This is a genomic window from Winogradskyella damuponensis, from assembly GCF_039538385.1.
GTDB classification, from domain to species: Bacteria; Bacteroidota; Bacteroidia; order Flavobacteriales; family Flavobacteriaceae; genus Winogradskyella; species Winogradskyella damuponensis.
Genome location: NZ_BAABCB010000030.1, coordinates 370,309 through 396,112 on the forward strand (window position 1 = coordinate 370,309; position 25,804 = coordinate 396,112).

21 protein-coding genes are annotated in these 25,804 nt (G+C 33.6%); 11 read left to right on the forward strand and 10 right to left on the reverse strand.

Annotated features, from left to right (window positions below):
• The first annotated feature begins 207 nt into the window (after positions 1 to 207).
• A complete protein-coding gene (locus ABD730_RS16815; protein ID WP_344716065.1) occupies positions 208 to 5,754 on the forward strand; it encodes a choice-of-anchor D domain-containing protein in 5,547 nt (1,848 codons plus the stop codon).
• A 278-nt stretch (positions 5,755 to 6,032) separates the two neighbouring features.
• Here the strand turns inward: ABD730_RS16815 and ABD730_RS16820 are convergent, their stop codons facing one another.
• The 4 genes from ABD730_RS16820 to gdhA form a co-directional block, all read right to left on the reverse strand.
• On the reverse strand, positions 6,033 to 8,462 hold the full coding sequence (locus ABD730_RS16820; RefSeq protein ID WP_344716066.1) for a TonB-dependent receptor plug domain-containing protein: 2,430 nt from the start codon (positions 8,460 to 8,462) through the stop codon (positions 6,033 to 6,035).
• Positions 8,463 to 8,490: 28 nt separating this feature from the next.
• Positions 8,491 to 9,210: a DNA repair protein RecO gene (recO, locus tag ABD730_RS16825; RefSeq protein ID WP_344716067.1), complete on the reverse strand. Its 720-nt coding sequence runs from the start codon at positions 9,208 to 9,210 to the stop codon at positions 8,491 to 8,493.
• A gap of 2 nt (positions 9,211 to 9,212) precedes the next feature.
• A complete protein-coding gene (gene porZ / locus ABD730_RS16830) occupies positions 9,213 to 11,582 on the reverse strand; it encodes a type IX secretion system anionic LPS delivery protein PorZ (RefSeq protein WP_344716068.1) in 2,370 nt (789 codons plus the stop codon).
• 125 nt (positions 11,583 to 11,707) lie between these two features.
• The gene (gene gdhA, locus ABD730_RS16835) at positions 11,708 to 13,051 is read right to left on the reverse strand and encodes an NADP-specific glutamate dehydrogenase (protein WP_334465955.1); all 1,344 of its coding nucleotides are present in this window, start codon (positions 13,049 to 13,051) and stop codon (positions 11,708 to 11,710) included.
• Between the two features lie 287 nt (positions 13,052 to 13,338).
• Here gdhA and ABD730_RS16840 point away from each other — a divergent pair, with 287 nt between their 5' ends.
• Positions 13,339 to 14,154 carry a THC0290_0291 family protein gene (locus ABD730_RS16840; RefSeq protein WP_418637186.1) on the forward strand — a complete coding sequence of 272 codons (816 nt, stop codon included), beginning with the start codon at positions 13,339 to 13,341 and terminating at the stop codon, positions 14,152 to 14,154.
• Between the two features lie 78 nt (positions 14,155 to 14,232).
• On the opposite strand, the gene ABD730_RS16845 is transcribed toward ABD730_RS16840, so the two are convergent.
• Complete coding sequence (locus ABD730_RS16845) at positions 14,233 to 15,372, reverse strand: cystathionine gamma-synthase (RefSeq protein WP_344716069.1); 1,140 nt, start codon at positions 15,370 to 15,372, stop codon at positions 14,233 to 14,235.
• A 129-nt stretch (positions 15,373 to 15,501) separates the two neighbouring features.
• Between ABD730_RS16845 and ABD730_RS16850 the strand changes: the two genes are divergently transcribed.
• Positions 15,502 to 16,221: a DUF3298 and DUF4163 domain-containing protein gene (locus tag ABD730_RS16850; protein WP_344716070.1), complete on the forward strand. Its 720-nt coding sequence runs from the start codon at positions 15,502 to 15,504 to the stop codon at positions 16,219 to 16,221.
• Here the strand turns inward: ABD730_RS16850 and ABD730_RS16855 are convergent.
• On the reverse strand, positions 16,218 to 17,468 hold the full coding sequence (locus tag ABD730_RS16855) for a cation:proton antiporter (protein ID WP_344716071.1): 1,251 nt from the start codon (positions 17,466 to 17,468) through the stop codon (positions 16,218 to 16,220). The two genes, ABD730_RS16850 and ABD730_RS16855, sit on opposite strands and share 4 nt — an antisense overlap.
• Before the next feature lie 80 nt (positions 17,469 to 17,548).
• On the opposite strand from ABD730_RS16855, the gene ABD730_RS16860 reads away from it, so the two are divergent.
• From ABD730_RS16860 to ABD730_RS16870, 3 genes are read left to right on the forward strand one after another with little or no spacing between them, the layout of a single operon-like run.
• Entirely contained in the window at positions 17,549 to 17,902 is a 354-nt protein-coding gene (locus ABD730_RS16860; protein ID WP_334465967.1) for an arsenate reductase family protein, read from the forward strand.
• On the forward strand, positions 17,895 to 18,788 hold the full coding sequence (locus tag ABD730_RS16865; RefSeq protein ID WP_344716072.1) for a DMT family transporter: 894 nt from the start codon (positions 17,895 to 17,897) through the stop codon (positions 18,786 to 18,788). The genes ABD730_RS16860 and ABD730_RS16865 overlap by 8 nt, the downstream gene beginning before the upstream one ends.
• Position 18,789: 1 nt before the next feature.
• Complete coding sequence (locus ABD730_RS16870) at positions 18,790 to 19,923, forward strand: hypothetical protein (protein WP_344716073.1); 1,134 nt, start codon at positions 18,790 to 18,792, stop codon at positions 19,921 to 19,923.
• 3 nt (positions 19,924 to 19,926) lie between these two features.
• Here the strand turns inward: ABD730_RS16870 and ABD730_RS16875 are convergent, their stop codons facing one another.
• Positions 19,927 to 20,406, reverse strand: a complete 480-nt coding sequence (locus ABD730_RS16875; RefSeq protein WP_334465976.1) for an acyl-CoA thioesterase — start codon at positions 20,404 to 20,406, stop codon at positions 19,927 to 19,929.
• 123 nt (positions 20,407 to 20,529) lie between these two features.
• Between ABD730_RS16875 and ABD730_RS16880 the strand changes: the two genes are divergently transcribed.
• Genes ABD730_RS16880 through nadD form a run of 3 tightly spaced genes read left to right on the forward strand, consistent with a single transcriptional unit; the run spans position 20,530 to position 22,610 of the window.
• Positions 20,530 to 21,387, forward strand: a complete 858-nt coding sequence (locus tag ABD730_RS16880; RefSeq protein WP_334465977.1) for a YicC/YloC family endoribonuclease — start codon at positions 20,530 to 20,532, stop codon at positions 21,385 to 21,387.
• A gap of 52 nt (positions 21,388 to 21,439) precedes the next feature.
• The gene (gene gmk, locus ABD730_RS16885; RefSeq protein ID WP_334465979.1) at positions 21,440 to 22,030 is read left to right on the forward strand and encodes a guanylate kinase; all 591 of its coding nucleotides are present in this window, start codon (positions 21,440 to 21,442) and stop codon (positions 22,028 to 22,030) included.
• A 1-nt stretch (position 22,031) separates the two neighbouring features.
• On the forward strand, positions 22,032 to 22,610 hold the full coding sequence (nadD, locus tag ABD730_RS16890; RefSeq protein WP_334465982.1) for a nicotinate (nicotinamide) nucleotide adenylyltransferase: 579 nt from the start codon (positions 22,032 to 22,034) through the stop codon (positions 22,608 to 22,610).
• Between the two features lie 143 nt (positions 22,611 to 22,753).
• Here nadD and ABD730_RS16895 read toward each other — a convergent pair whose 3' ends face one another.
• Positions 22,754 to 23,113 (reverse strand): YraN family protein, encoded by a 360-nt coding sequence (locus ABD730_RS16895; RefSeq protein WP_344716074.1) that lies wholly within the window; start codon positions 23,111 to 23,113, stop codon positions 22,754 to 22,756.
• A gap of 182 nt (positions 23,114 to 23,295) precedes the next feature.
• Here ABD730_RS16895 and ABD730_RS16900 point away from each other — a divergent pair, with 182 nt between their 5' ends.
• Both ABD730_RS16900 and ABD730_RS16905 read left to right on the forward strand, forming a co-directional pair.
• Positions 23,296 to 23,598 (forward strand): hypothetical protein, encoded by a 303-nt coding sequence (locus ABD730_RS16900; RefSeq protein WP_344716075.1) that lies wholly within the window; start codon positions 23,296 to 23,298, stop codon positions 23,596 to 23,598.
• Positions 23,595 to 23,948 (forward strand): hypothetical protein, encoded by a 354-nt coding sequence (locus ABD730_RS16905; RefSeq protein ID WP_344716076.1) that lies wholly within the window; start codon positions 23,595 to 23,597, stop codon positions 23,946 to 23,948. Before ABD730_RS16900 ends, ABD730_RS16905 begins: the two co-directional genes overlap by 4 nt.
• On the opposite strand, the gene ABD730_RS16910 is transcribed toward ABD730_RS16905, so the two are convergent.
• Together ABD730_RS16910 and ABD730_RS16915 are read right to left on the reverse strand one after the other, a co-directional pair.
• On the reverse strand, positions 23,940 to 24,965 hold the full coding sequence (locus tag ABD730_RS16910; protein ID WP_344716077.1) for a S66 peptidase family protein: 1,026 nt from the start codon (positions 24,963 to 24,965) through the stop codon (positions 23,940 to 23,942). The two genes, ABD730_RS16905 and ABD730_RS16910, sit on opposite strands and share 9 nt — an antisense overlap.
• A 185-nt stretch (positions 24,966 to 25,150) precedes the next feature.
• Entirely contained in the window at positions 25,151 to 25,750 is a 600-nt protein-coding gene (locus tag ABD730_RS16915; protein ID WP_344716078.1) for a hypothetical protein, read from the reverse strand.
• Positions 25,751 to 25,804 lie beyond the last annotated feature (54 nt).

Consider the following 25,804-nt stretch of genomic DNA (forward strand, 5'->3'; position numbering starts at 1 on the left):
ACAATTACAGCGATATTAAAACTCAAAAACTAGCACTTATACCCTAGAAACAACACTGTAAAGATTGCATTTCATCGAAAAATGGCTTTATTTTATAGTAAAATACGTATAAAACTTAACAATTTGTTAATAAATACGTACCTTACAAGACACTGAAATACAGTGATTTTGATATATCTTTGTACAGTTAATCCCTTATTTATCCCTATGACTAAGAACTACCTTTTATCGTTTTTATTATTTTGTTGTGCCTTTGTTTCTTTTGGGCAAACAACTATTGCTATACAAGATTTTGAGTCTACACCTGCGACTCCAACAATGACTTATACTGGTGGTAATGTTGCCACTGGGACAGGCCCTTTTCCAAGTGGAGAAAACAACTTTGTAAGTGGCTCTCAAGGTCGAAAAGTTACAAATGGCACTGAGACCATTGAATTTAGCAATGTGAATACATCATTATATACAAATGTTGAATTTTCTGTTAAACTAGCCTCTTTTGGAGGTTCAAGCGGAAATGGCGCAGATAGCAGTGACTATGTTATAGTAGACGTTAGTGATGATGGAGGAGGCACTTGGATGCAACAAGCAGAGGTAAATGGTTGGAGTATGGATAATGCCTTATGGCATTTTGGTCAAGGCTCTACAGAAACTAATACCTACAACCCAAGCGGTTACACTACCGCTGTTGCAGGAGGCGATGGTACTTCAGGAATAAACGAAATTATTATTACAGATTTACCAAGTGTTGCTAACCTTAGAATAAGAATACGCTTTGAAAATAACGCAGCTAATGAAACTTGGATCATAGATGATGCTAAAATTGAAGGGATTTTAGCCTCTACAGATACCACACTAAACTTTACATCAGCCACATATTCTGAAACCGAAAATGGTACGTCTGTAAATCTATGTGTAGATATAATAAATGAAAGTGCATCCTCAGCTACTACGGCACAAGTAGTACTAACATCTGGTACTGCTCCACACTTATCTTACACAACCCAAAATATTACGTTTCCCGCCAATAGTAGTATACAACAATGTGTTACGGTTAACATTGCAGACAACACCAATTGTGCTGATAGTACAAATTACACGTTTCAGATACAAAATGTTGCAGGTGGTGATTCAGCAACTGCTGGATCTCAAAGTGATACTACTTTAGAGATAACAGATGATGATGGGTTTGTTGGTGCTTTTAAAACCTTATCTTTTGAAGGATCTGATAACTTTACATATACAGGTGGAGGCACTGTAACCTCTACACCTAATAAATATTTTGGTACGTCTTCATATAGAATTACAGGAAGCAACAACCTAACAACTGAAAATATTGATATAAGTGCCATTTCTAACGTAACTTTAAGTGTAGCATTCGCAGCATACGGCCCCGACAGTGGAGAAGACTTGTTTTTAGATATTTCTTATGACAATGGAACAACTTGGACTGGTACAGGCTCTATAAAATTAGTAGATGGGTATAGTAACACCCCCATTAATATGGGTGATACAAATGCTTCTAATCCTACAACAGTAGCATCTAATCCATGGTTAGTTAATATAGCTGATACCGAAACACAAATAAGGGTTAGACTTAGAACCGTTGGAGTAGATGGTGGTGAATATTATTATGTAGATGATATTATACTAAGCGGTGATTCTTGCTCATCTGTTGTTTCAGATACCATTGTTGCATTTACATCTACAACTTCAACTATAACAGAAGATGGAGCATTTATTGATGTCTGTGCTTCTATAGCAAATGAGTCGGCAATCATTGCCACAACCGTAGAAGTCTCATTAGATGGAGTTAGTACAGCTACAAATGGCACTGATTATGATGATGGAGCGGGAACTCCTGCTGCCATTAGTTTCCCACAAACACTTACATTTCCTGCAGGTAGTACTGCAGATCAATGTATAACTATATTTATCAGTAATGATGATAGCGTTATAGAGTCTGATGAAACAGTCGTTCTAAACCTTATCAACCCATCCGGAGGTAATGCTGCAATTTTAGGTACAAATACCACACACACGCTAACCATAACCGATAACGATTTTTACGATGATTGTTCAACCTCTATAACTATACCTGTAAATAGTTCATGTATTAACCAATCCTTTACCAACGTTGGAGCAACCGATAGCGGTATTGCAGACCCAAATTGTGGCGCCTATTCAGGTGGAGATGTTTGGTTTAACTTAGTAGTACCTGCAAGTGGATCTGTAACAGTTGAAACCTCAGAAAATGGTGGTATTACAGATTCTGGTATGGCATTATACACAGGTACTTGTGGCGCATTAACACTAGTAACATGTGATGATGATTCTGGCACAGGAAATATGTCTATGATTAGCGCTAGTGGCTTAACACCTGGTTCAACGCTTTACGTAAGAGTTTGGGAGTATAACAATAATGATTTTAGCACATTTAATCTGTGTGCCTACTCGGCTAACGAAATAGATGTAGAGCGTAATACGTTTGCTTCTATAGCCAATGGAAATGCTGCGAATACAGGTAATAATACCGTTTTTGGAGCTACTGAAGTTGGAGCTACAGCCACAGCAAAAAACTATTATATTAGAAATGAGGGTTCTGCCGATTTAAGTATTACGAGTATAGTATCTTCTAATCCTACTGAATTTGTAATTTCAACTAATCCTGCACCTATTGTAATAGCGGCAGGTGGTATTGTTGGTTTTGATATTGAATTTTCACCTTCAGCTCTTGGCACAAGAACAGGTACTATTACTATTGTTAATGATGATAGCGACGAAAACCCATATACGTTTGGAGTGAGTGGAACAGGTACATGTGCAGCTGGAAGTATAACTATTAGTCCTGAATCAGGACCTGTAGACACTGTAGTAACAGTAATTGGCACTAATTTACTCACTGCAACAGCGGCTTTTAACGGTTTAGCTGCAACAGTGACTAATATATCTGCAACAGAAATGGAAGTTGTGGTACCTGCTGGTGCTACAAGTGGTAGTTTAGAAATTACAGACAGCCTTGGTTGCCCTACCTCTACACCATTTACGGTCATAGACTCACAAATTACGAGCTGCGAAGGAAATTCAGGTGTGGTTCCAACCGATTTATTTATTAGCGAAATTACCGATGCCACCTATGGCGGACTTAGCTATGTAGAAATATTCAATGGTACTGGTACTGCAATCAATATAGATAACTACTCTCTTGAAGTCATTGCGAATGGAGATGCAACAGCAGCAGCAATTAATATTTTTGATTTAGAAAATTATATAATGCCAAATGGCACTACTTATGTCATTGCTATAGGGAGACAAAGCCCTGTAACCCCAACCAATGCATGTACAGGAGTCACAGGAGGTTCTGGTGAATTAGCATCTAGTGCAAATGCTCAATTTTCTAGTGGTGGAATTAATAAAAAAACAAATAAACATGATGTAATAAGACTAGTAAACACTGGCACTACAGTTGATGAATTTGGTGTTTATCTAGATAATGACTGGATGGATTCTACAATAATCACTGGAGATAGAGGCTTTAACTTTAGACGTTTAAATACAGCTACTCAACTTCCTGACCCAACATTTACCTTGGGAGAGCTTAGTAATTGGACAGTTATTGATTGGGTTGGTGAAGGCACTGCATCTTGTAGCGGAAATGATTATTCAGATATTGGACTTTTCGATTTTTCTACCGGAGTACCTCCAACAGTAACATTACAACCTGTTGCTCCTGCATTTGCTTGTACATTTTCTGCAAGTTTAACTATTGCTGGAACAGAAGGCTATACTGGACCAACTCCTGCTGATACGCAAGACTTAGCATACCAATGGTACTATAACGCACCTGGCGATACAGCTTGGACTGAAATTTTACCTGCTGACACGAATTACAGTGGCCAACAAACAGCAACATTAAATATAATAGATACAGCCAGTTTAGATGGTTATCAATACTACTGTCAATTAAGAGAAGATACGGCAACGTGTTTTGAAGCCTCTAATGCTGTAAAACTAGATGTACGCGTATCTATTTGGGATGGTACAGATTGGTCTTACCCACCGGATTTAGATAGATATGCAATCCTTAACTCCAACTACAACACCAGCAATGGCACAAATGGACAGGTTAGTTTTGGTGCCTGCGGATTGGTTGTAAATTCTGGAACCCTAACTGTAGACAACAGCAACTATGTTGAAATAATTAATGATGTTGTTGTACAAACTGGAGCGGCAATATTGATAGAAACACAAGCCGCATTCATTCAAAGAGGTGTTGGAGCTGCTGCTGGTAGTTTTACATTAAACGGAACGGCTACTTCACAAGTCAACAAACTAACAGCTCCTTTATCTAATTGGTATGATTACACCTACTGGAGTTCTCCCGTAGCCACAGCAGATGTAGATGCCTCATTATTTCCAGCAAGCCCATCTAGACGCTTTTGGTACAATGCCAATCTCTATTTAGATAACGACAATGACGATATAGACGATGATGCTAATGACTGGACCTTAGCAACAGGAACAGGACAAATGATTGTAGGTCGTGGTTATGCTGCCACTCATAATAATGTTGGATTTATCTCAGGTAACCAATACCAATATAATTTTGAAGGCGCTTTAAACACTGGAGATTATACATATCCCTTAGCTTACAATGCTATTAACACAGATCACTGGAATTTAGTAGGAAACCCATACCCTTCTGCTATTAAGGTTAGAGGAGTAGATGGTTTATTTGCTGCTAATGCAGGAGCTATTAAAACTTCCGTTTATTTATGGTCTCATAACTCACCTCCATTAGATTCAAATCCTGGTAATGAAAATTTAAATTTCAATTCTAATGATTATGCTATAATTAACCAAACTATGTCAACCGCAGGAGCAAGCGGTATCCTTCCGGGTAATTATATTCCTTCAGGACAAAGCTTTTTTGTAAGCAGTCTAGCAAACACAGACTTAATCTTTAATAATGCCATGCGTATTAGCGGAGACAATAGTAACAATTTGTTTTTTAGAAATTCAGCAAATAGTGATACCGAACCACTAGAAGAGGCTAGGCTTTGGTTAAATTTAACAGCAGATGGAGGTATTTTTAATCAGCTTGGAGTTGGCTACGTAAACTCAGCAACAGATGGATTTGATGGTCTCGGTTATGATGCCAAAAGAAATTTATCTAGCGGAAGTGATGTCATTATTTATTCTAAAATTGAAGGAGAAGAACATAAGCTCGCAATTCAAGGGAAAGCCATTTCAAGTTTAAATCTTGAGGAAATCATCAAAATAGGATTTGCTACTTCTATCGAAGAAAATCTAATTTATAAATTTTCTCTGTATGATTTTGAAGGACAGTTCTTAAACGAACACCCTGTATACTTAAAAGACAACCTATTAAACACCTACCACAATCTTAAAGATTCAGATTACACCTTTACGTCTGAACCAGGAGAATACAACAATCGTTTTGAAATCGTATTTAGAACAGCTAACCTTTCTATTGAAGACCATTTAATCCATGCTAACGGTATTAGCATTACCGAATTAACAAATGGCGACGTAGAATTTAAACTCAATTCTAATCAAAACACAATTACTAATGTTGAAATTTTAGATATGTTAGGCAGACGCGTTTACAACTTAAGAGGTAACACTACTACTGAAGTATACAACCTATCACAACTAAGTCAATCTGCTTATATCGCAAAAATAACACTGTCTAACGGACAGGTCATTAGTAAAAAAGCGATTAAACAACAGTAAGATTATAATAATCTATAAATTAAAAGCCTCATGTAAAATGAGGCTTTTTTTATTGCCTAAAGCTTACATCAAAACAAGCATCTAAAGCCATTTTAGAGTATTTTACATAATAGGTTCACCCGTAGTTGCGTCGGGTTAACCTCGGGTTTGCGTCGGGTAAGACTCTGATAAACCACGGGCTTAACTTAGCTTAGCTACAAAACAAATAACACACTAAATCGTAAGATGTAAACCACTCACATTAAACATAGTTAGCACCAACTTTAAGCCAACACTTGTTAGAGTGTATATTTTAAAGCTAGTATAAGATTTCTACCTGCAGCTGCAATACCAGAAGAATACGGTTGGTAACGTTGATCTGTAATATTTTCTAAACTAGCCGTTAAACTAAGATTAGCGTTATATTGGTATTGCGTTCTTAAATTAAGCGTATACCAAGATGGTGCATACGGATTGCCATCAGAATCTAAGGCATAAATATAGTCTTTAGCACTTTCTGAAGGAGCAAGCTGATTAAAAGAAAGTTCGTTATTATAAACAACAAAAGCATTTAATTGTAATTTATTATTTTTCCAGATAAGATGTGTTCGTCCAAAATTTGGAGCTACGTGCCTTACAGGCTCTTCTAACCCATTATTATCTTCTGTACCACCAATTACATTATATTGAGAGCTTAATTTTAATTGTTTTGTAAAATTAACTTCCAATCCTGCTTCAAACCCATAAATCCATGCTTTAGAGGCATTTTGTATCGCCTGAACATCACTTAACTCACCATCATACATAATTTCTGTTGCACCATTTATGGTATAAGCTCTTCTAATTAAAGCATTATCTAAAAAGGTATAATAAGAGGCCAAGTCTAAAACCACTTTGTCATCAAAATTTAGTTTTAACCCCAATTCACCACCATAAGCATACTCTGCTTTTAAGTCTTTATTTGGCACTACTACAGCACCAGGCTCACTATCAAAGACCTTTCCAATATCATCTATGTTTGGAGCTCTAAACGCTGTAGAGGCATTTAATTTCCATTGAATCATATCGCTTGGCGACCACGTAATGCCTGCTGTACCAGTTAATGCACCTGTATTAATTTCAACATCATTAAAAGGCAAGTTTAAAAACTCATTATTGGCTGTAAAGTCGGCTTTAGCAATCACTTGATTAAACCGAAGCCCAGTTTGAAATACAAATTTAGAATTAGGCTTATGTTTTAAACTCGCATAGGCAGCCACAGATTGCCATGTAGCACCATCGGGATAACGTGTAACGTTAGGAGCATTAACTTGGGTTTCAATATGTTCTTCATGCCCCTCAGAACCTACAATATTATGCAAATACTCTAATCCATAGAAAATACTTGTGGTCTCACTAAAATCCTTTTCTAAATCTAAATTAAACGACATAGCAGCTACAGACTCTGATCTTACTTCGCGTATGGCAGATTGATAATCTCTATCTTCTCTACTTTCTTTAAAATTTTGATAGGCTAAAGTGGTCTGAATTTTATCATACAAATTAGAATTACTACTCAATTTGGTCAATTGAAAATTCCCCATAAACCACTGTTGCGGACCATAATTCCACTCGGCAGAACGTAAATAATCTCCTCTATATCTTATTAATCTATCGTACCTAGAATAATCAGATGTTGTAGAATAGTACAATCCAAAATCAAAATTAAGATTATCAGACGGCTCGTATCTAGCTTTTTGCATCAGGTTAATTTGGTCGTAACCTGTTGGTATTTGTACCAACGGATTAGAATTAGCAACAATAATATCTTCGCCATTTGCACTTGCCACATATTCTGGTCTTATATAATCTGTTGGCCCATGACTTCCCATTCTTAAATCATCAAAATTGGTATAACTTACACTAGTTAAAAACGCCCACTTTTTATAACCTAAGTTCACATCAAAATGTCCTGTCTTCTCTTTGTTAGCAGTAGAATATCTTGCTAAAGCATTTCCTGCAAGAAACAATTCATCCTTATAAGATAACTGCGGTTTTTTTGTATAAAAACTCATCACACCACCAATAGCATCACTACCATACACCACAGAACCAGCCCCTAAAGTTACCTCTGTATTTCTAATTGCAAAAGGATCTATAGAAATCACATTTTGAAGATTACCTCCTCTAAAAATAGCATTATTCATACGCACACCATCAACGGTAATTAAAAGACGGTTAGTAGAAAACCCTCTAATCATTGGGCTCCCTCCTCCCATTTGACTTTTCTGAATGTAAATATTACCGGTGTTCTCTAATAAATCTGCACTTGTTTGCGGATTTGCAAGCACAATATCTTTAGCATTAAGACTCACAATAGTTTGAGGAATATCGCGCTTGTTTTGCTCAAACTTAGATGCAGATATAACAATTTGCTTTAAGTCTTCAACTTTTAAAGTAAGGTGTACCGTATTATTGTTTTTTGCAATTTCAGCTTTTGTGAGTTGTTGCTTTTCGTATAAAAAATCTTGAAAAAAGATGATTTCATCATCATTAAAAATAGCTAAAGAGGCTTCACCTTTTAAATCGGTAACTAGCGTTTTAGTCTTCTTAAGATTATACAGTGCAACTCCAGGAATTGGAGCAAGACTACCTTCTTCTAAAACAGTAACAGTTTGTCCAAAAACCGATTGTAAGAAAAGAACTAAAAAAATACTATACGCGAAGTTTCGCTTTAACTGCAAACTCATTTTCAATAAAATATTTTGGTAAATACGCCTAATGAAATACCTCGTTAAGCACCTGTAATGATTTAGGATTTTTAAAATTGCCCAAATGTAATTCAAAATAATGCAACAACATATTTAAAAACTCTTGTCTTTGTTTGCCGTTGATTTTTACAGTATTTAAAGTATCAAAATTTGTGCCTAACAGACGTTTTAACAGTGTTAAATTTTCGCCTGAAACGGAATAAATTCCGTGATTGATGCCTTCAAAAATTCCAGACTCTAAATTAAAATACGGATCGTTTGTATTCACGTTTTCAGGTTGAAAACCTAAATAGCGTGTTAATTTTAAAAGAAACAATAAATGAAAGTTAGAAAACTGGTCTTCATTGTCTAAATACTGAAGTGCTGCCGATATAAAATGAAATAAATCTTCATTCTTTTCTTCTTCTTTAAGCACATTTGAAAGTATTTCAGATAAAAACAATACAATTGAACTTTTATAGATGTTAGTGTGAAGGCTTTTATAAATATAACTAAATTTTACTTCTTTTATAAAGTGAAGCGATTGATTAGGCTTGTAGTTTTCTTCAATTTGAAGCTGAGATAAAGCTTGATAATAAACCGTTTTAGACAATCCTTTTTTAGACTTTAAAACACCTCTTAACATATAACTTACCAATCCTCGTTGCTCAGTATAACACTTTACAATAAGATCATGATCTCTGTATTTTAATTTTGAAAGAACAATGCTATTGTTTTTTGTAAGCATGTTTATCTTATTATAAGGACTTTTAATACTTTGGTTTCAAAAGAATCTAAGTCTGATATCAGTATTAAATACACGCCAGATCTCACTATAGAATTGCCCATGTTTTTACCATTCCAAACGGCAGTACCTCCGTCTATAGCAAAGTTATAGTTGTTATTTGAAGACCTTAAATTAACATTAGACTGTGCTTCGGCAACCAAATTACCTTCAATATCTGTGATTTTAATATTTACACTATCTGTAAGTCCACTTATTTTTACGCCTTTATTAATGTCGTTAAGGTCATTAAAACCAAGTATATTATACTCTGGTCGTACAGGGTTTGGATAAGCAAAAGCATTTTCTAAAGTATCTTCTGGCTTAGAACCTCCGGCTTTAAACGCCATTAATCCTCTTGAGCTAGCAATATATACTATACCATTATCTAAATCTAAAGCGATATCATTAATGCGATTTGAAGGTAGTGGCGAGTTATCTGTTGTAAAGTGATAAATTGTTTTTTGACCATCTGACGAAAAATAAAATACACCTGAATCTGCAGTTGCAATCCATTTGTTATTAGAACCATCAACTTCAATATCTGAAATAGATTGATTTTCTAAAAGCTCTTTAGGAATACCATCTTCCAAAATAATAATTTGACTTAGAGTTGGATTTGGATCTTCATAAAAGCCTATTGTATTATACAAAACTCTTAGCCCTTTTGTTGTCCCAACCCATAGCTGACTGCTATTATCTACCGCAACAGCAGTAAACCTAGAAAATGGGAGTACATTTTGAGCTTCTGAATTAATATTACGTAGCGGATTATTTCCTATACTTTCATTGTATGCTAGCAAACCGTTAGAATATGAGCCTATCCATTTGGTTCCATTATTGTCTATGTCTATATCAAAAAATCCAAATTCGTCACCTGAAGGATTTTCTATTAAGCTCGTAAAATTATGACCTTGCCAATTTCCAGTACTAGGATCGTAAGATTTTAAAGGGTTTGGTGCTCGTGAGGTCAATGACCATAGTATACCATTTCTATCAAAGGTAGCAGCTGACACTCTTATACTCGTATTACTAGCCATAGATTCTAAACCACTATTATCTTCGTTATATAATACGGTAGGCTCAAAATTATTTAACTCTAAAATCCCATTAAGGAATGAACTGATAAACACTTGATTGGTTCTAAAAGGATTTACAGCAATTGTATTGAGATTCCTAGCTCCCAAAACACTGTCGTAAGGAATGTTTTGCCAAGTCTCATTTCTATAATAACTCAACCCTCGGCTTCGTTCCGGAGCGGGATCAAATGCAGATGTATAATCCCCAAAACTTGCCCAAACAAAATTTTCGGCATTTATCTTAAACGTTTCATTATATAAAGGCCCATTAGGCATAATATTTACGTAAGTACTGTTATCTGAAATCTGACCTTTTAGTACTCCAAAATTCTCTGTACCTATATATATAAAGTCATCTAATAGTGTTGCTGATGTAAAATTGGTGTCAAAATCTACAGTTGGCTGAAAACTGTTAACTAATTGCATATTTTCATCGTACACATAAACTGTATTTGTTGTTGAAAAAATAAAATTAGAACCTACTTCTTCTACATCTAAAGGTAATAAGGGTAAGGTTAATACGCTATTAACTGAAGCACCATTTATTTTATAAACTACAGCATTAGCTCTTACAGAATACAAAGAATTACCTACAGTACTCGCAGAATGATAGTTCCCTACAATAACGGTTTGCCACTGCTGAAAATCGATAAGATTAGGATTGGTTAAATCTGCTTTTTTTAAGCCATTATTATTTAAACAAGCTGCATAGATTTCATTATTTAAAATAGAAACTTGTTTCACTGTAATTTGAGAGCCACCATTACCAAGAAAATAGGTGTCACCAAACTCTAATCCCTCTAAACTATAAATTGAAATACCATAATCCGTAGAAATATAAATTAAGCCTTCATTCTCGTAGAAATGATTAATACGTTTATTTAATGGAGTAATGTTTTGTTTTTCAAGAATATCAACAACTCTTAATACCGATTTATCAGTTTCAGAATATATCTCAATTAAGCCTGTTTCATAACCAATGAGTAAATATTGATATAACTCACTATAATAAATAGTTGTAATTTGTTCACCAGACAACCCTTCTACAGTCGTGATTTTAGTTATTTCATTAGTTAAAGTATCGTATTCAAAAACGGCATTTTGGGCAGCCGCAAATATTTTATTCTCACCATTTACAACATCTATAATATTATTATAGGAATAATGCCCTTGCCATAACTCTGAGAAATCTTGACTATAACACGAGGTTGTTAAGCCAAATACTAGAATAAAGATTTTAAAAATAGTAATACGCATTCGTAAATTAGGTTTGGTCAAAGATATTTAATAGTAACGATATTATAATGCATATCATATATTATGTCAATAAAAAAAGCTTCCATGAAAAACACAGAAGCTCATCTTTTAATCGTATTAATTATTTAAACTACTCCTTGAGCTAACATAGCATCTGCAACTTTTACAAAGCCTGCAATATTTGCTCCTCGTACATAATCTACATAACCATTTTCATCAGTTCCATATTCAACACATGATGCATGAATATCATCCATAATTTGATTTAATTTAGCATCTACCTCTTCACGAGTCCAGTTGTATCGTAATGAGTTTTGGCTCATCTCTAAACCAGATGTTGCTACTCCACCAGCATTAGATGCTTTTCCTGGAGCAAACAATATTTTTGCTTTATGAAAGGCCTCAATTGCTTCTGGTGTAGAAGGCATATTAGCTCCTTCACTGACACAAATACAACCATTACTTAATAATTTTTCTGCGTCATCTGCATTAAGTTCGTTTTGTGTTGCACACGGCAACGCAATATCACATTTAACTCCCCAAGGAGTTTCACCTTTATGGTATGTTCCTGAAGAAAATTCATTAGCATATTCTGAAATCCTTCCTCTTTTTACATTTTTAAGATCCATAATAAAGGCTAATTTTTCGGCATCAATCCCATCTTTATCGTAAATATATCCCGAAGAATCAGACATTGTAAGTACTTTTGCACCAAATTCTATGGCCTTTTCTGCAGCATACTGTGCTACGTTTCCAGAACCCGAAATTACAACATGTTTACCTTCAAAACTGTCATTTTTAGTTGCTAACATATTTTTAGCAAAATATACATTACCATAACCCGTAGCTTCTGGTCTTATTAAAGAGCCTCCAAAAGAAATTCCTTTACCTGTTAGCACACCTGTAAACTCGTTACGCAATCTTTTATATTGGCCAAACATATAACCAACTTCTCTTCCTCCTACTCCAATATCTCCTGCAGGAACATCTGTATTTGGGCCAATATGACGAAATAATTCGCTCATAAAACTTTGACAAAAACGCATGACTTCATTGTCTGACTTTCCTTTTGGATTAAAGTCCGAACCACCCTTACCACCTCCCATAGGAAGTGTTGTTAAAGAATTTTTAAATACTTGCTCAAAACCTAAAAATTTTAAAATACTTAGATTTACTGAAGGGTGAAAACGCAAACCTCCTTTATAAGGTCCAATAGCAGAATTAAATTCAACTCTAAACGCTCTATTAACTTGCGTATTACCGTTATCATCAATCCACGGTACTCTAAATATTATAGTACGTTCTGGCTCTACCATACGCTCCAATAACATTTTACCTTTGTATTTTGGATTGCTTTCAATAAATGGAATTACAGTTTCCGCAACTTCCTCTACAGCCTGCATAAACTCAGGTTCGTTACCATTTCTTTCATTTACGAGATTTAAAAAAGCTTCTATTTTATCTTTCATAAATTTATTTTTTTTGTTTTTGTTAAAGTCTTATACAAACAACTTATTATTACACAAATATCATTTTAATTAACCTTAATTTAGAAATTTATAATATATTGTGTGTAAATTATAATTTATCTGCAAAAATAAGTGTTTAATTTATATTTTTATCTGTTTAATTTTTCAAAATCAACATTAATTCTTTTCTTTAAAGCATATTAAAGCATGCATTTTATCCGTTTTATTTGGTATTTCGTCGAGTTTTTATATATTTGCTCGGCTAAGAGTCTCAATTTTGAAATTACATGACACTATATATAAAAAAACTATTCATTCCACTTGCATTTTTTTTATCAATGCAACTAAGTTACTCGCAATTAGGCTTTTCTCACGAATTAGGTGTTATTGCAGGCCCTGTAGCTTATCAATCTGATTTCGGTGTACGTTCGGATTTTGAAACTAATGCTGGCAATTCAGGGATAGGTTTAGGTATTGTACACTACATCAACTTTTCTTATCGTGCTGATTGTAATTGTTATACTACAGACAAATACTTTAATGACCACTTTAAATTAAGAAGTGAAATCTCTTGGAATAAAACAAAACTTGAACACTTCGGGGAATGGGTTGAGTCTAATAAAACATCTGAAAATGCCAATCGATTAAGAGGGCATTCTGGAGAGGCACAAAATTGGGATATAGGAATGCAATTAGAGTTTTTCCCAAGAAGTATCAGAGAATTTTCTGCTGGTGTTTTTTCATTCGCTCCTTTTGTTAGTTTAGGTGCGCACTATGTATCATACAATCCTAGTGTTTATACCAATTATGTAAGCTCAGATTTTTCTAACCTTAATAACTTTGGAGATATAGATGACCCATCTAACTTTTATTCATTTTGGGAACCTGGTTCTGTAAGTGACAAAAGTGGTTCTGCGTGGTCTATAGTAAGTAGTGTTGGAACAAGATATAAACTTACCGTACTTTCGGATTTAATGGTTGATTTAAGATTCCAGTACTTTTTTAGTGACAAAACGGATGGTTTAGACCACCAACTTTCTTCTAATAAAGCCAACGATTGGATGGTGTGGCTAAACTTTGGTTACATTTACTACTTAGATTAAACAACTTATAAATTATATAACACAAAAGACCAAATCATTAGATTTGGTCTTTTGTATATTGTAGAACTAATGATAAAACTATCCTATGGCTTGTTTTAAATCTCCTATTAAATCTGTTTCATCTTCAATACCCACACTCAATCTAATTAGAGAATCTACAACTCCTGCTTTTTCACGATCTTCTTTAGGGATACTAGCGTGTGTCATACTTGCTGGATGACCAGCTAACGATTCTACACCACCAAGCGATTCGGCAAGTGTAAAAACATTTAGCTTCTCTACTATATTCATAGCGTCTTGGTAATTATTTCCTTTTGTAGTAAAAGACACCATACCACCAAAATTGGTCATTTGTGATTTGGCGATAAGATGATTAGGATGATGCTTAAAACCTGGCCAATATACGTTTTCAATTTTTGGATGTTTTTCTAAATATTCGGCAACTGCTTTTCCATTTTCGCAATGACGCTGCATACGTACATGTAAAGTTTTTATACCTCTTAATGCTAAAAACGCATCTTGAGGACCACAAACCGCTCCACTTGCATTCTGAATAAAATACAAACGATCTGCCAAATCTTTATCTTTAACAATTAAAGCTCCCATAACCAAATCACTATGACCTCCAAGATATTTCGTCGCTGAATGCATAACAATATCGGCACCTAAATCTAATGGTTGCTGTAAATATGGAGTGGCAAATGTATTATCAACAGCTAACAGTACATCATGTCTTTTAGCAATTTTTGCCGTTGTAATAATATCTATAATATTTAACATTGGGTTTGTTGGAGTTTCTACCCAAATCAACTTTGTGTTGACGTTAATGTAGTCTTCAACACAATTGGCATTTTCCATACCAATAAAATGGAATTTTATACCAAAGTCCTCATATATTTTAGTAAATAAACGATATGTCCCACCATATAAATCGTTCGTAGAAATGACTTCATCACCAGGCTTTAATAATTTTAGAACAGCATCAATCGCTGCTAGACCAGAGCTAAAAGCCAAACCATGACTTCCATTTTCTATACTCGCAAAAGCATTCTCTAACGCCGTTCTGGTTGGGTTGTGTGTTCTAGAATACTCATAACCCTTATGACCGCCTGGAGTTGATTGTGCAAACGTAGATGTTTGATAAATTGGAGGCATTACAGAACCGTATGCAAGATCAGGTTTTTGACCTCCGTGTATTGCTTTTGTATTGAATTTCATAGTTTATAACATTTACGGCCTAAGCCATCTGAATTATCACCTTTAAATCACAACAAATTTAATGGATAATTCGTTCTATTCGAATCTATATAATACCTTTAGTCTTTGTTTAACAAAACCTCTACCAGTTTGAAACGTATAAGTCTTTTTTTAGTGTTTTTAATTCTTTTAAATTCATGTACTTCTGAATTTAAACCTGTAACCTTTGAAACCATTTCAATTGAAGAATCTTTTGATGCCGAAATTTCGGCAACCTACAGTAAGGCCAAAGGCAATAGCGACCTCAGCAAAACTATTAACACCAATGTTGAAAATGCAATTATTAAAACCTTAAGTACACCTGAAAATAAAAACAACTTAACCGATGTTCTAAAAGCTTTTAATACAGAATACCTTAGTTATAGAAACGAATTTTCAGAAGGATCAGAACCTGTATGGGAACTTCATATTGAAACCGAATTAACCTATCAATCTGAAGAAGTGATTACAATAGCAATTAGTAATTACGAATTTAAAGGAGGAGCACATGGTAACGACCAAATACAATTTCTCAACTTAGACGCTAAAACAGGTAAAATTTTGAGCTTAAATGATATTATCACAGACAAAGAAAGCTTTACAACATTAGCCGAAAAATATTTTATAAAATCATTAGACAACAAAAAAGAAAACTTAAAAATGGAAGATTTCTTTTTTGGAGAATCGTTTCACTTACCAGAAAACATAGGTTTTAGTGAAGACGGACTAATACTGCTTTATAATGTTTACGAAGTTGCTTCGTATGATAGTGGTTATACCGAGTTTGTAATTCCGTTTACAGAGACAGAATTATATTTAAAAGTTCATTAATCCTTTACTCCTCTTGTTAATCGTTTAATAAAAGGTTCAACGGTTAAACCTTGACCAACAATAGAAACCACCACGACAATATAAGTAATTACTAAAAATAATTCTCTATGCATCGCTGTGGTAAGACTTAGAGCTAATGCTATTGAAATTCCACCTCGCAAGCCTCCCCAAGTCATTATCAAATTTGTTTTTGGCACAAAATCTAAACGTTTTGAAAAAAACTTTATGGGCAACCATAGAGATATATAACGACACATTAATATAATAGGAATAGCTAATAATCCGGCATAAATGTATTTGCCTTCTAAAGTTAAAATTAACATTTCCATACCAATCATTACAAACAAAATAGTATTTAATAAGACATCTATTAGTTCCCAAAATTTATCCACATAAAGTTCTGTAGTTTCAGACATGGCAGAATTTCTTACGGTATCATTTCCAACAATAAGTCCAGCTGTAACCATCGCTAATGGTGCAGATAAATGAAATTTATGCGCTAACATGGTACCTCCCATAACCGTTGCAAGGGTTAGAATGACTTCAATTTCATAATTATCAATAGAACGCATTAAACGATACGTAACCCAACCTAGAAAAAGCCCCAAAACAATACCACCAATAACTTCTTGTCCGAATAAGGTTGCAATTTCAGATAATTTAATCGCTGCATCTGGTTTGGCTGCAATCGCAAAAATGGTCAAAAACACCACGACTCCAACTCCATCATTAAATAATGATTCTCCTACAATTTTGGTTTCCAATTTTTTTGGTGCTCCTGCCTTTTTTAAAATTCCTAAAACAGCAATGGGATCTGTTGGTGATATTAACGCTCCAAATAATAAACAATAGATAAAATCGACATTTAATCCCATTAATTTTAACACATAGAACATCGCAACACCAACCAAAACTGTAGATACCAAAACACCTAAAGTTGCAAAAGCTAAAATTGGGCCGCGTTGCACTTTTAGTTGATTAAAATTAGTATGTAGTGCCCCTGCAAATAATAAAAAACTCAACATAATATCTAACAAGACGGTTTCAAAGTCTATCATAGCTATAAATTCCCGCTCTTGAACCAATAAAGTATCATCAAACTGAGCAATACCAACTAAAACTACAGTAAAAACAATAGTAATAACCATTAAACCAATGGTAATTGGTAGTTTTAAAAACTTCACGTTTATATAGCCAAAAAGGGCAGATAATACAACTAAAATAGTTGCAATTGAGTAGTAATCCATAAATTGATATTTTTCTTAAAAGTAATAAAATTCGTTAGAAATACGGTTTCTTTGCATTTTGAAATTAAACCGTTTAGATTATGAACAAAATATACTATTTAAGTAGCTGTAATACTTGTACGCGTATCATTAATGAACTTAATCTTCCTGAAGGCTTTCAACTTCAAGATATAAAGACAGAACCAATTACTACGCAACAAATTGAACAAATGCGAGAACTAACTAACAGTTACGAGAGCTTGTTTAGTAAACGCGCTAGACTTTATAAAGAACTAGGTTTAAAAGACAAATCGTTAACTGAGGACGATTATAAAAACTATATTTTAGAGCACTACACCTTTTTAAAACGGCCAGTGATTTTATATAAGAATCAAATTTTTATTGGCAATTCTAAGACAACAGTAGAAGCAGCAAAACTTGCTTTGCATGAATAGTAGAGGGTTTGCCATTTTTGCACTTGTAATGGTACAAGTATTATATGGACTCAATTTCACCATTGCAAAAACGGTAATGAATGAAAGTTTCATCAAACCTTTTGGGTTTGTACTTATAAGAGTAGCTGGAGCTACAGTATTGTTTTGGGCAATGAGTCTCTTTTTACCAAAACAAAAAATTGAAAAAAAAGACTATCTAAAACTCTTTGTCGCTGCTATTTTTGGAGTGATGATTAATATGCTGTTCTTTTTTAAAGGCTTAGAATACACTTCGCCTATCCACGCCTCTGCTATCACCATTACAGTGCCTATTATAATTTTAGTTTTGTCGGCTATAATTCTAAAAGAAAACGTATCTAAGCTCAAAATCGTTGGAGTTACCTTAGGCTTAATAGGCGCACTCGTTTTAACTATTTATGGTAAATCTAATAGAGCTGGCGACAATGTGCCTTTAGGTAATTTACTCGTGTTTTTAAATGCTATTTCGTACAGTATTTATATTATAATGATAAAAAAACTCACATTAAAATACCATCCATTTACATTTATTAAATGGTTATTTTTATTTGGCCTTATTATGTTAATTCCGTTTGGATATAACGACTTAAAAGCTGTGGAGTGGCACACGTTTACACCTAATGCCATTTGGTCTGTTCTATTTGTTATTATTGGAGCAACTTTTGGAACCTATTTGTTTAACCCACTCGCATTAAACAAACTAAAAGCATCTACTGTAGGTATATTTATTTATCTTCAACCTGTAATTGCTGGACTCTTTGCTATTTCAATAGGCGCAGATTTTATAGACTCAGTAAAAATTGGAGCCATGTTACTCATATTTTTAGGAGTATTTCTAGTATCTAAAAAACCTAAAAACACCACTTAATTTGCCTCTAAAATCTAAAATATTTAAAAGCATTGATGCTATTCCACAATCCTATTGGCATAGCGTAAACTGCTGTACAAATATTTATTATTCGCCCGAATTTCTAAAAGCATTTGAGCGTGCCAATACAGATATTGAGTTTAATTATATCTTTATATTAAAAGACAAAGAAGCGATTGCTTTTGCTAATACCCAAATTGTAACTATTGGAATTGAAACCATTACTAAAAACATTAGCATGACTGATAAAATTAGACGCGTGGTAAACAATATGTTTTGCAATAATGAAATTCGTGTGTTGTTCTGTGGAAATGTGTTTTTAAGTGGTGAATATGGTACATTTTTAAAAGATGGTGAAGATAAAATTACCACATTCAAGGCCATTGCAGAAGGTGTAAAACAATTATCAAAATCTACAAAAAAACTAAAAGCCATATTCATAAAAGATTTTGAAAACGATTCTCTTCCTATTACAAAGCATTTAGAAGCCTATGATTACGCGGCTATGAACGTTGAGCCAAACATGATTATTACACTAAAACCTGAATGGCAATCTTTTAACGATTACACCAATGCTTTAAAATCTAAATACCGTGTAAAAGCCAATAGAGCTGACACAAAAAGTAAGACTTTAAAAGCGAAATTATTCACACAACAAGACATAGAAACACATAAAAATCAGCTTCAAGAATTATATCAAAACACTATTGATAATGCCGATTTTAACGCTCAAATTTTAAATCTTGACACTTATATTTATCTAAAAAAAGCCTTCAAAAATAAATTTATAGTAAAAGGCTATTTTCTTGAAGATAAATTAGTTGGTTTTTTATCTGCCATGCAAAACAACACGCATCTCGATGCGCATTTTATAGGCATTGACTATTCAAAAAATAAAGAATTTGCTATCTATCCAAGAATACTAAATGATTATGTAAGACTCGGAATTGAAACACAATCAACACAGATTAACTTAGGCAGAACTGCTTCAGAAATTAAAAGTACACTTGGTGCAAAACCAAAACCGTTAACTTGTTATTGCAAACACAAGCAGTATTTACCTAATCAGGTTTTAAAACCGTTTATTAAAAATGTGCAGATAAAATCCTTTAAGCAACATTCGGTTTTTAAGTAAAACTTACATTGGCATAGGCTTTGGTCTTACGCCATGCTTACGTGTATCTTCTTTTGTTAAAACCTTAAAACTTTCAGACTTTGGAAATTTATGAGCCAATTCTAATAAAGGTTCTGGTAAAGCTGTTAATTTTCTCGCTTTTAAATCAATCCAAGCACCTTGCATTTCGCAATAGGCTAAATTTTCGCCTTTATGGTTGTAAAAATTATGTTCAAACATAAATAACATACCATCTTCACTCAAACCAGAAACTTCAATAGTTACCGTAATTGGAGTACCCAAAAAAGATTCTTTAAAATAATACATGTGCTCATAAAACACTACTGGTCCAACATTGAATTTCATTATTTCTGGCATTGTAAACCCTTTTTCTGTAAAGAAAGCCATCCTAGCATGACTCATAAAGTTGGTATAAGCAGAATTAGCTAAATGACCGTTAGCATCAACATCGCTCCAGCGAATTTCAAATTGTTTTTTGTACATAGTTTTCTTTTCAATTTTGGCTTACAAAGTTATAAAAGTCTATTGTGAGAATCGGTTCATTTCTAAACTATTTAAAACCATTCAATTTTGTACCTTTGCACAACTTTAATTAAAGCATCTTTAATGATACAATCCATGACAGGTTACGGGAAATCTGTACTACAGCTCCCAACTAAAAAAATATCTATAGAATTAAAATCTCTAAACAGTAAGAGTCTAGATCTCAATGCTCGTATGCCTTCTATGTATCGTGCAAAAGAATTAGCCATTAGAAAATTAATTGCTAAAAACTTAGTAAGAGGAAAAGTAGATTTTTCATTATTTGTAGAAATCACAGGCGAAGACACCAGTTCTAAAATCAATAAAACAGTTGTTAAAGAATACATTAAGCAACTTAAAGAAGTGGTTGACGGAGATGCTACAGAACTTTTAAAAATGGCCATTCGTTTACCAGATGCTGTAACAACAGAACGTGATGATATTGATGAAGAAGAGTGGTCTTTAATTAGTAAAGAAATTAATGAAGCCATTGCTAATATTGTTATTTACAGAAAAGACGAAGGAGCAATGCTAAAACAAGACTTTGAAGATAGAATTGCCACCCTTAGACGTTTATTACAAGAGGTAATTACTATGGATCCTGATCGTATTGATGGTGTAAGAGCTCGATTAGAAAAAGGTATTGCAGATATTAAAGAAAAGGTAGATGAAAACCGTTTTGAACAAGAACTGGTCTATTACATTGAAAAATTTGATATTACTGAAGAAAAAGTAAGATTAGAAAACCACTTAGATTATTTTATAAAGTCGTTAAATTCTGACGATTCAAACGGAAAAAAATTAGGTTTTATCTCTCAAGAAATTGGAAGAGAAATTAACACTATCGGTTCAAAATCTAACTATGCACCAATGCAAAAATTAGTAGTTCAAATGAAAGATGAACTCGAAAAGATTAAGGAACAATTATTAAACGTACTCTAAATTAGTTGACCATCACAGTCGCGGTATACAGTAAAAAGTAAAACAATTTATTTTGTCAGAAATCAAAAACGAAATACAAGGCAAGCTTATTGTCTTTTCAGCACCTTCTGGTTCAGGAAAAACAACTATTGTTCGTCATTTATTAAAACAGCCAGAACTCAACTTAGAGTTTTCTATCTCTGCAACTTCACGTGATAAACGCGGTAACGAAGTTAATGGAAAAGATTATTATTACCTATCGCTTAAAGAATTTAAAAACCGAATTAAAAACGATGAGTTTTTAGAATGGGAAGAAGTGTATAGAGATAATTTTTATGGCACTTTAAAAACCGAAATTGAACGCATTTGGGCAAAAGGAAAACACGTTATTTTTGATATTGACGTTTCTGGAGGATTGCGTATTAAACGAAAGTTCCCAGAGCAAACTATTGCTATTTTTGTAAAACCGCCAGATTTAAACGAATTGGTAAGACGATTAAAAGAAAGAGGAGAAGAAAGTGAAGACAAAATTAGTATGCGCGTTGCTAAAGCTCCTGCAGAACTAGCTACCGCTCCACTTTTTGATGAAATTGTGGTTAACTCTGACCTAAATAAGGCTTTGGATGATGCTTACAAATTGGTTTCAGATTTTATAGCGAAGTAACATGAAGATTGGTTTATATTTTGGCACGTTTAATCCCATTCATGTTGGCCATTTAACTATAGCCAATCATCTGGCTGAGCATAGTGACTTGGATCAGGTTTGGTTTGTAGTAACACCTTTAAGCCCTTTTAAAAAGAAAAGCAGTTTACTAGACAACTACCAACGTTTAGAGATGGTACACCTAGCCACAAAAGACTATGACAAACTGAGACCAAGCGATATCGAATTTGGATTAAAACAACCCAATTACACTATTGATACACTAGCTTACCTTTTTGAAAAATATCCTAACTATGAGTTTGCCTTAATTATGGGCGAAGACAATTTAAAAAGTTTTCATAAGTGGAAAAACTATGAACTTATTTTAGAGAACCACAATATTTACGTCTACCCTAGATTATCTAAAGGAAAAGTAGATACTCAATTTAATGATCATCCTAAAATTACAAAGGTTAATGCTCCAATTATGGAACTCTCTTCAACCTTTATAAGAAATGAAATTAAAAACAAAAAAAATGTACGCCCTATATTGCCAGAACATGTATGGCAATTTATTGACGAGATGAATTTTTATAGGTAACATTCCTGCGAACGCAGGAATCTCATGAAGAAAAATCTAGATCTTCAAAATTTAGACATAATTTGTCACAAACGTTTTGAAAGCTGTAGTATAAACATTTAAAATTCTGGAATAATTCATGAGATTCCCGTTTTCACGGGAAATTAAAAATGATAAAAAGCATCTTCATAATGCGTCAATTGTTCCGTGGTTTTATTCTTTAAAACTGCAACAATATCAAAACGTGTTTCTAATTCTATATCATGTTCAAGAATAAAAGCATCCATCGCTTTTACCAATAATTTTATTTTGCTTGGAGTTACAAACTCTTGTGGATCACCAAAAAAATCAGAATTTCGAGTTTTCACTTCAACACAAATCATCACATTATTGTATTTAGCAATAATATCAATTTCTGCTTTTTGAAACACATAATTACGAACTACAATTTCGTAACCCTTTTTTATAAGATAATCTGTAGCGAGTTGCTCTCCTAGTTGACCAAGTTCATTGTGTTGTGCCATTTTCTTTAGTCTTTTTCTCTGTACGATACAAAAATTAATTCCACCTAAAAGTTAACAATCAATATACAAAATTGTGTCATCTTGAAGTAATTTCATCTCGTTTTCATCGCAGCATCTTTATTCAAAACCTTTATAAATCCTACAATTAGCCATATCTTTACAATCACTTTAAAGTTAGCCAAATGGTTCGTCATATTAAATGCCCTAATTGTGGCATCTATAACACAAATGCAGATTACTGTACCAATTGCAATACACTTTTATCTTATAAAAAAAGACGTGAATTAGCCTTTGCACAAGAAGAAAAAGAACGTCGAGAACGCGAGCGTATTCAAAAAGAAGCCTCTCCTTCATTTTTTGAAAAACACAAAGACCATCGTTTTTTAATCGTACGTATTTTTGTAAAAATCACCCATTCTATTTGGATGGCATTTATGGCTATAGGCATGTTTATTGCTTGGTTAATTACAGCAATTGCAGCATGAAAATTTTAAAACATCCTATTTTCTACATAAGTATGTTAGTAGCTCTTGCAATTTACATAGCGCAGAAGTTTGTTTTACCACTACCAAATTGGGTGTACTTTTATGTCAATGACTTTTTATGTATGCCTATTGTTCTAAGTACGTGTTTAGCTGTTTTAAGAATCATCAAGAAAACCGAAGCGCTTTACGTACCAATAGGTATCGTTTTAGCCTTAACTATGTATTTTTTAATCTATTTTGAATGGTTAATGCCTCAAATAAACACACGTTATACTAGTGATCTAATTGACGCTGGACTCTACATTTTAGGAGGCCTTTTATTTTTTAGGTTTCAAAAACAATTATTCTGAAAATTTCAACGTCGTTTGCGCTTTACCGACTTTCAAGTCTAGAGTTCTCCCTAAAACCAAAGCACGATTATCTTTTTCGTGTCCCGCAGGCATATTAAACGTAATTGGAAAATCGTAGTCTTCTAAAGCATCTAAAATTAATTGCTCAACCGAAGCTCCCCAAAGTGTGGTATTCTTTCGCATTTTAGACATATCACCAACCACAAGTCCATTTAAATGATCAAAATAACCAGCACGCTTCATACTCTGTAGCATACGATCTATATGGTATTTGTATTCACCAATTTCTTCAATAAACAAAATCTTTCCAGAGGTATCGATACTCTCTTTAGATCCTAACATGGTATGTAACATCGTGAGATTACCACCAACCAATTCTCCTGAAGTTTCGCCTACTCTATTATACTTAGAGCCTTTTAACGTGTAGTCTGTTGGTTCTCCAAATAAAGCAGATTTAAAGGTAGCAACCGTTTCTTTAATGTCATTTAAATCCTTTGTTAAACTCACGCACATTAAAGCATGTAATGATTGAAACCCTTCATTATGCACCTGGTTGTGTAATGCTGTAATATCGCTATAACCAATAACCCATTTCGGATTTTTCTTAAATTCTGTATAGTCTAACTTATCTAAAATCCTTACCGTTCCGTAACCACCTCGCGCACACCAAATCGCACTCACAGTAGGATTATCCATAACGCTTTGCAGATCTACACAACGCTCATAATCATCTCCTGCAAAATGGTTAGACTGGCTAAACACATGGTCTCCAACAATAGCATTCAAACCCCAACTTTGTAAAAGTTTAACCGCTTGTTGTACTTCTCCTTCTCGACTTTTTAAAATTCCAGAAGGCGCTACAATAGCAACCGTATCGCCTGCTTTTAAATATGGTGGTTGTATTAATTTTGAAGTCATATCCATAGGTTTATTGGTTTCTATTTGTGCTCTAACATTGGTATTCACAACCATAATAATAAGTAAAATGAGATATGAAACGTACTTTTTCAAAATCATAAAATAGTTTTTGTAAATATAAAAAGTAAAAATTGAAGCCAATAAAATAATATAACGAATAACACTTTAAAAAAGTACTTCTGCATTTTCAACTTCAATTTAAATCAGTCAGAAGTTTTAACGCATAAAAAAAAAGATGATCCTATATTAAGACCATCTCTTTTTATAAAAAATTAGTACAACTATTAATTGAATAATGCTTTAGTTTTTGTTGTATTAGAAGCTGCTGATCGACTTAATTCAGATGAGTAATCAACAGACACTAAAGATCCTGTATAGTATCCCGAAAAAGAAGTTCCATTATAAGTCGTTCCTTCAAATTCAAACTCGTAAGAAGAACCATCATCTAAAACTGTAAACGTACCTGAGTTTATTTCGAATGCATCGTAATCCTCATCAACAGTAGTTTCGATGATTACCTCAGCAGAGCTATATGTACCCGCTTCTATGCCATTCCCAATGGTATATACACCCTCTTCCAAATCTTGTGAATTTGATGTAAATAATTCAAAATATACTCCAGAAAACGTATCATTAGTAGGTATAGCTTCACCATCTACAATTCTAAGTCCTGAGTCTACTAAAGAAATATCAAAGTTATATACACCATCAAAATATTCGCCATAATCCGCAATAACTCCAGATTTTAATTGATATTCCGTATCACCATAAACTAATACACCTGAACCGCCAGCCGTTCCTCCGTCTCCATCATCATCACTTCCACAAGAAAAAGACACTAAGCTAATTGACACTAATAGAAAAAGTAATTTTAAATTCTTCATTTTATAAATTTGTTTGATTAAGTCGCCAAAAGTAAATTATTTTGTAAAAAATCA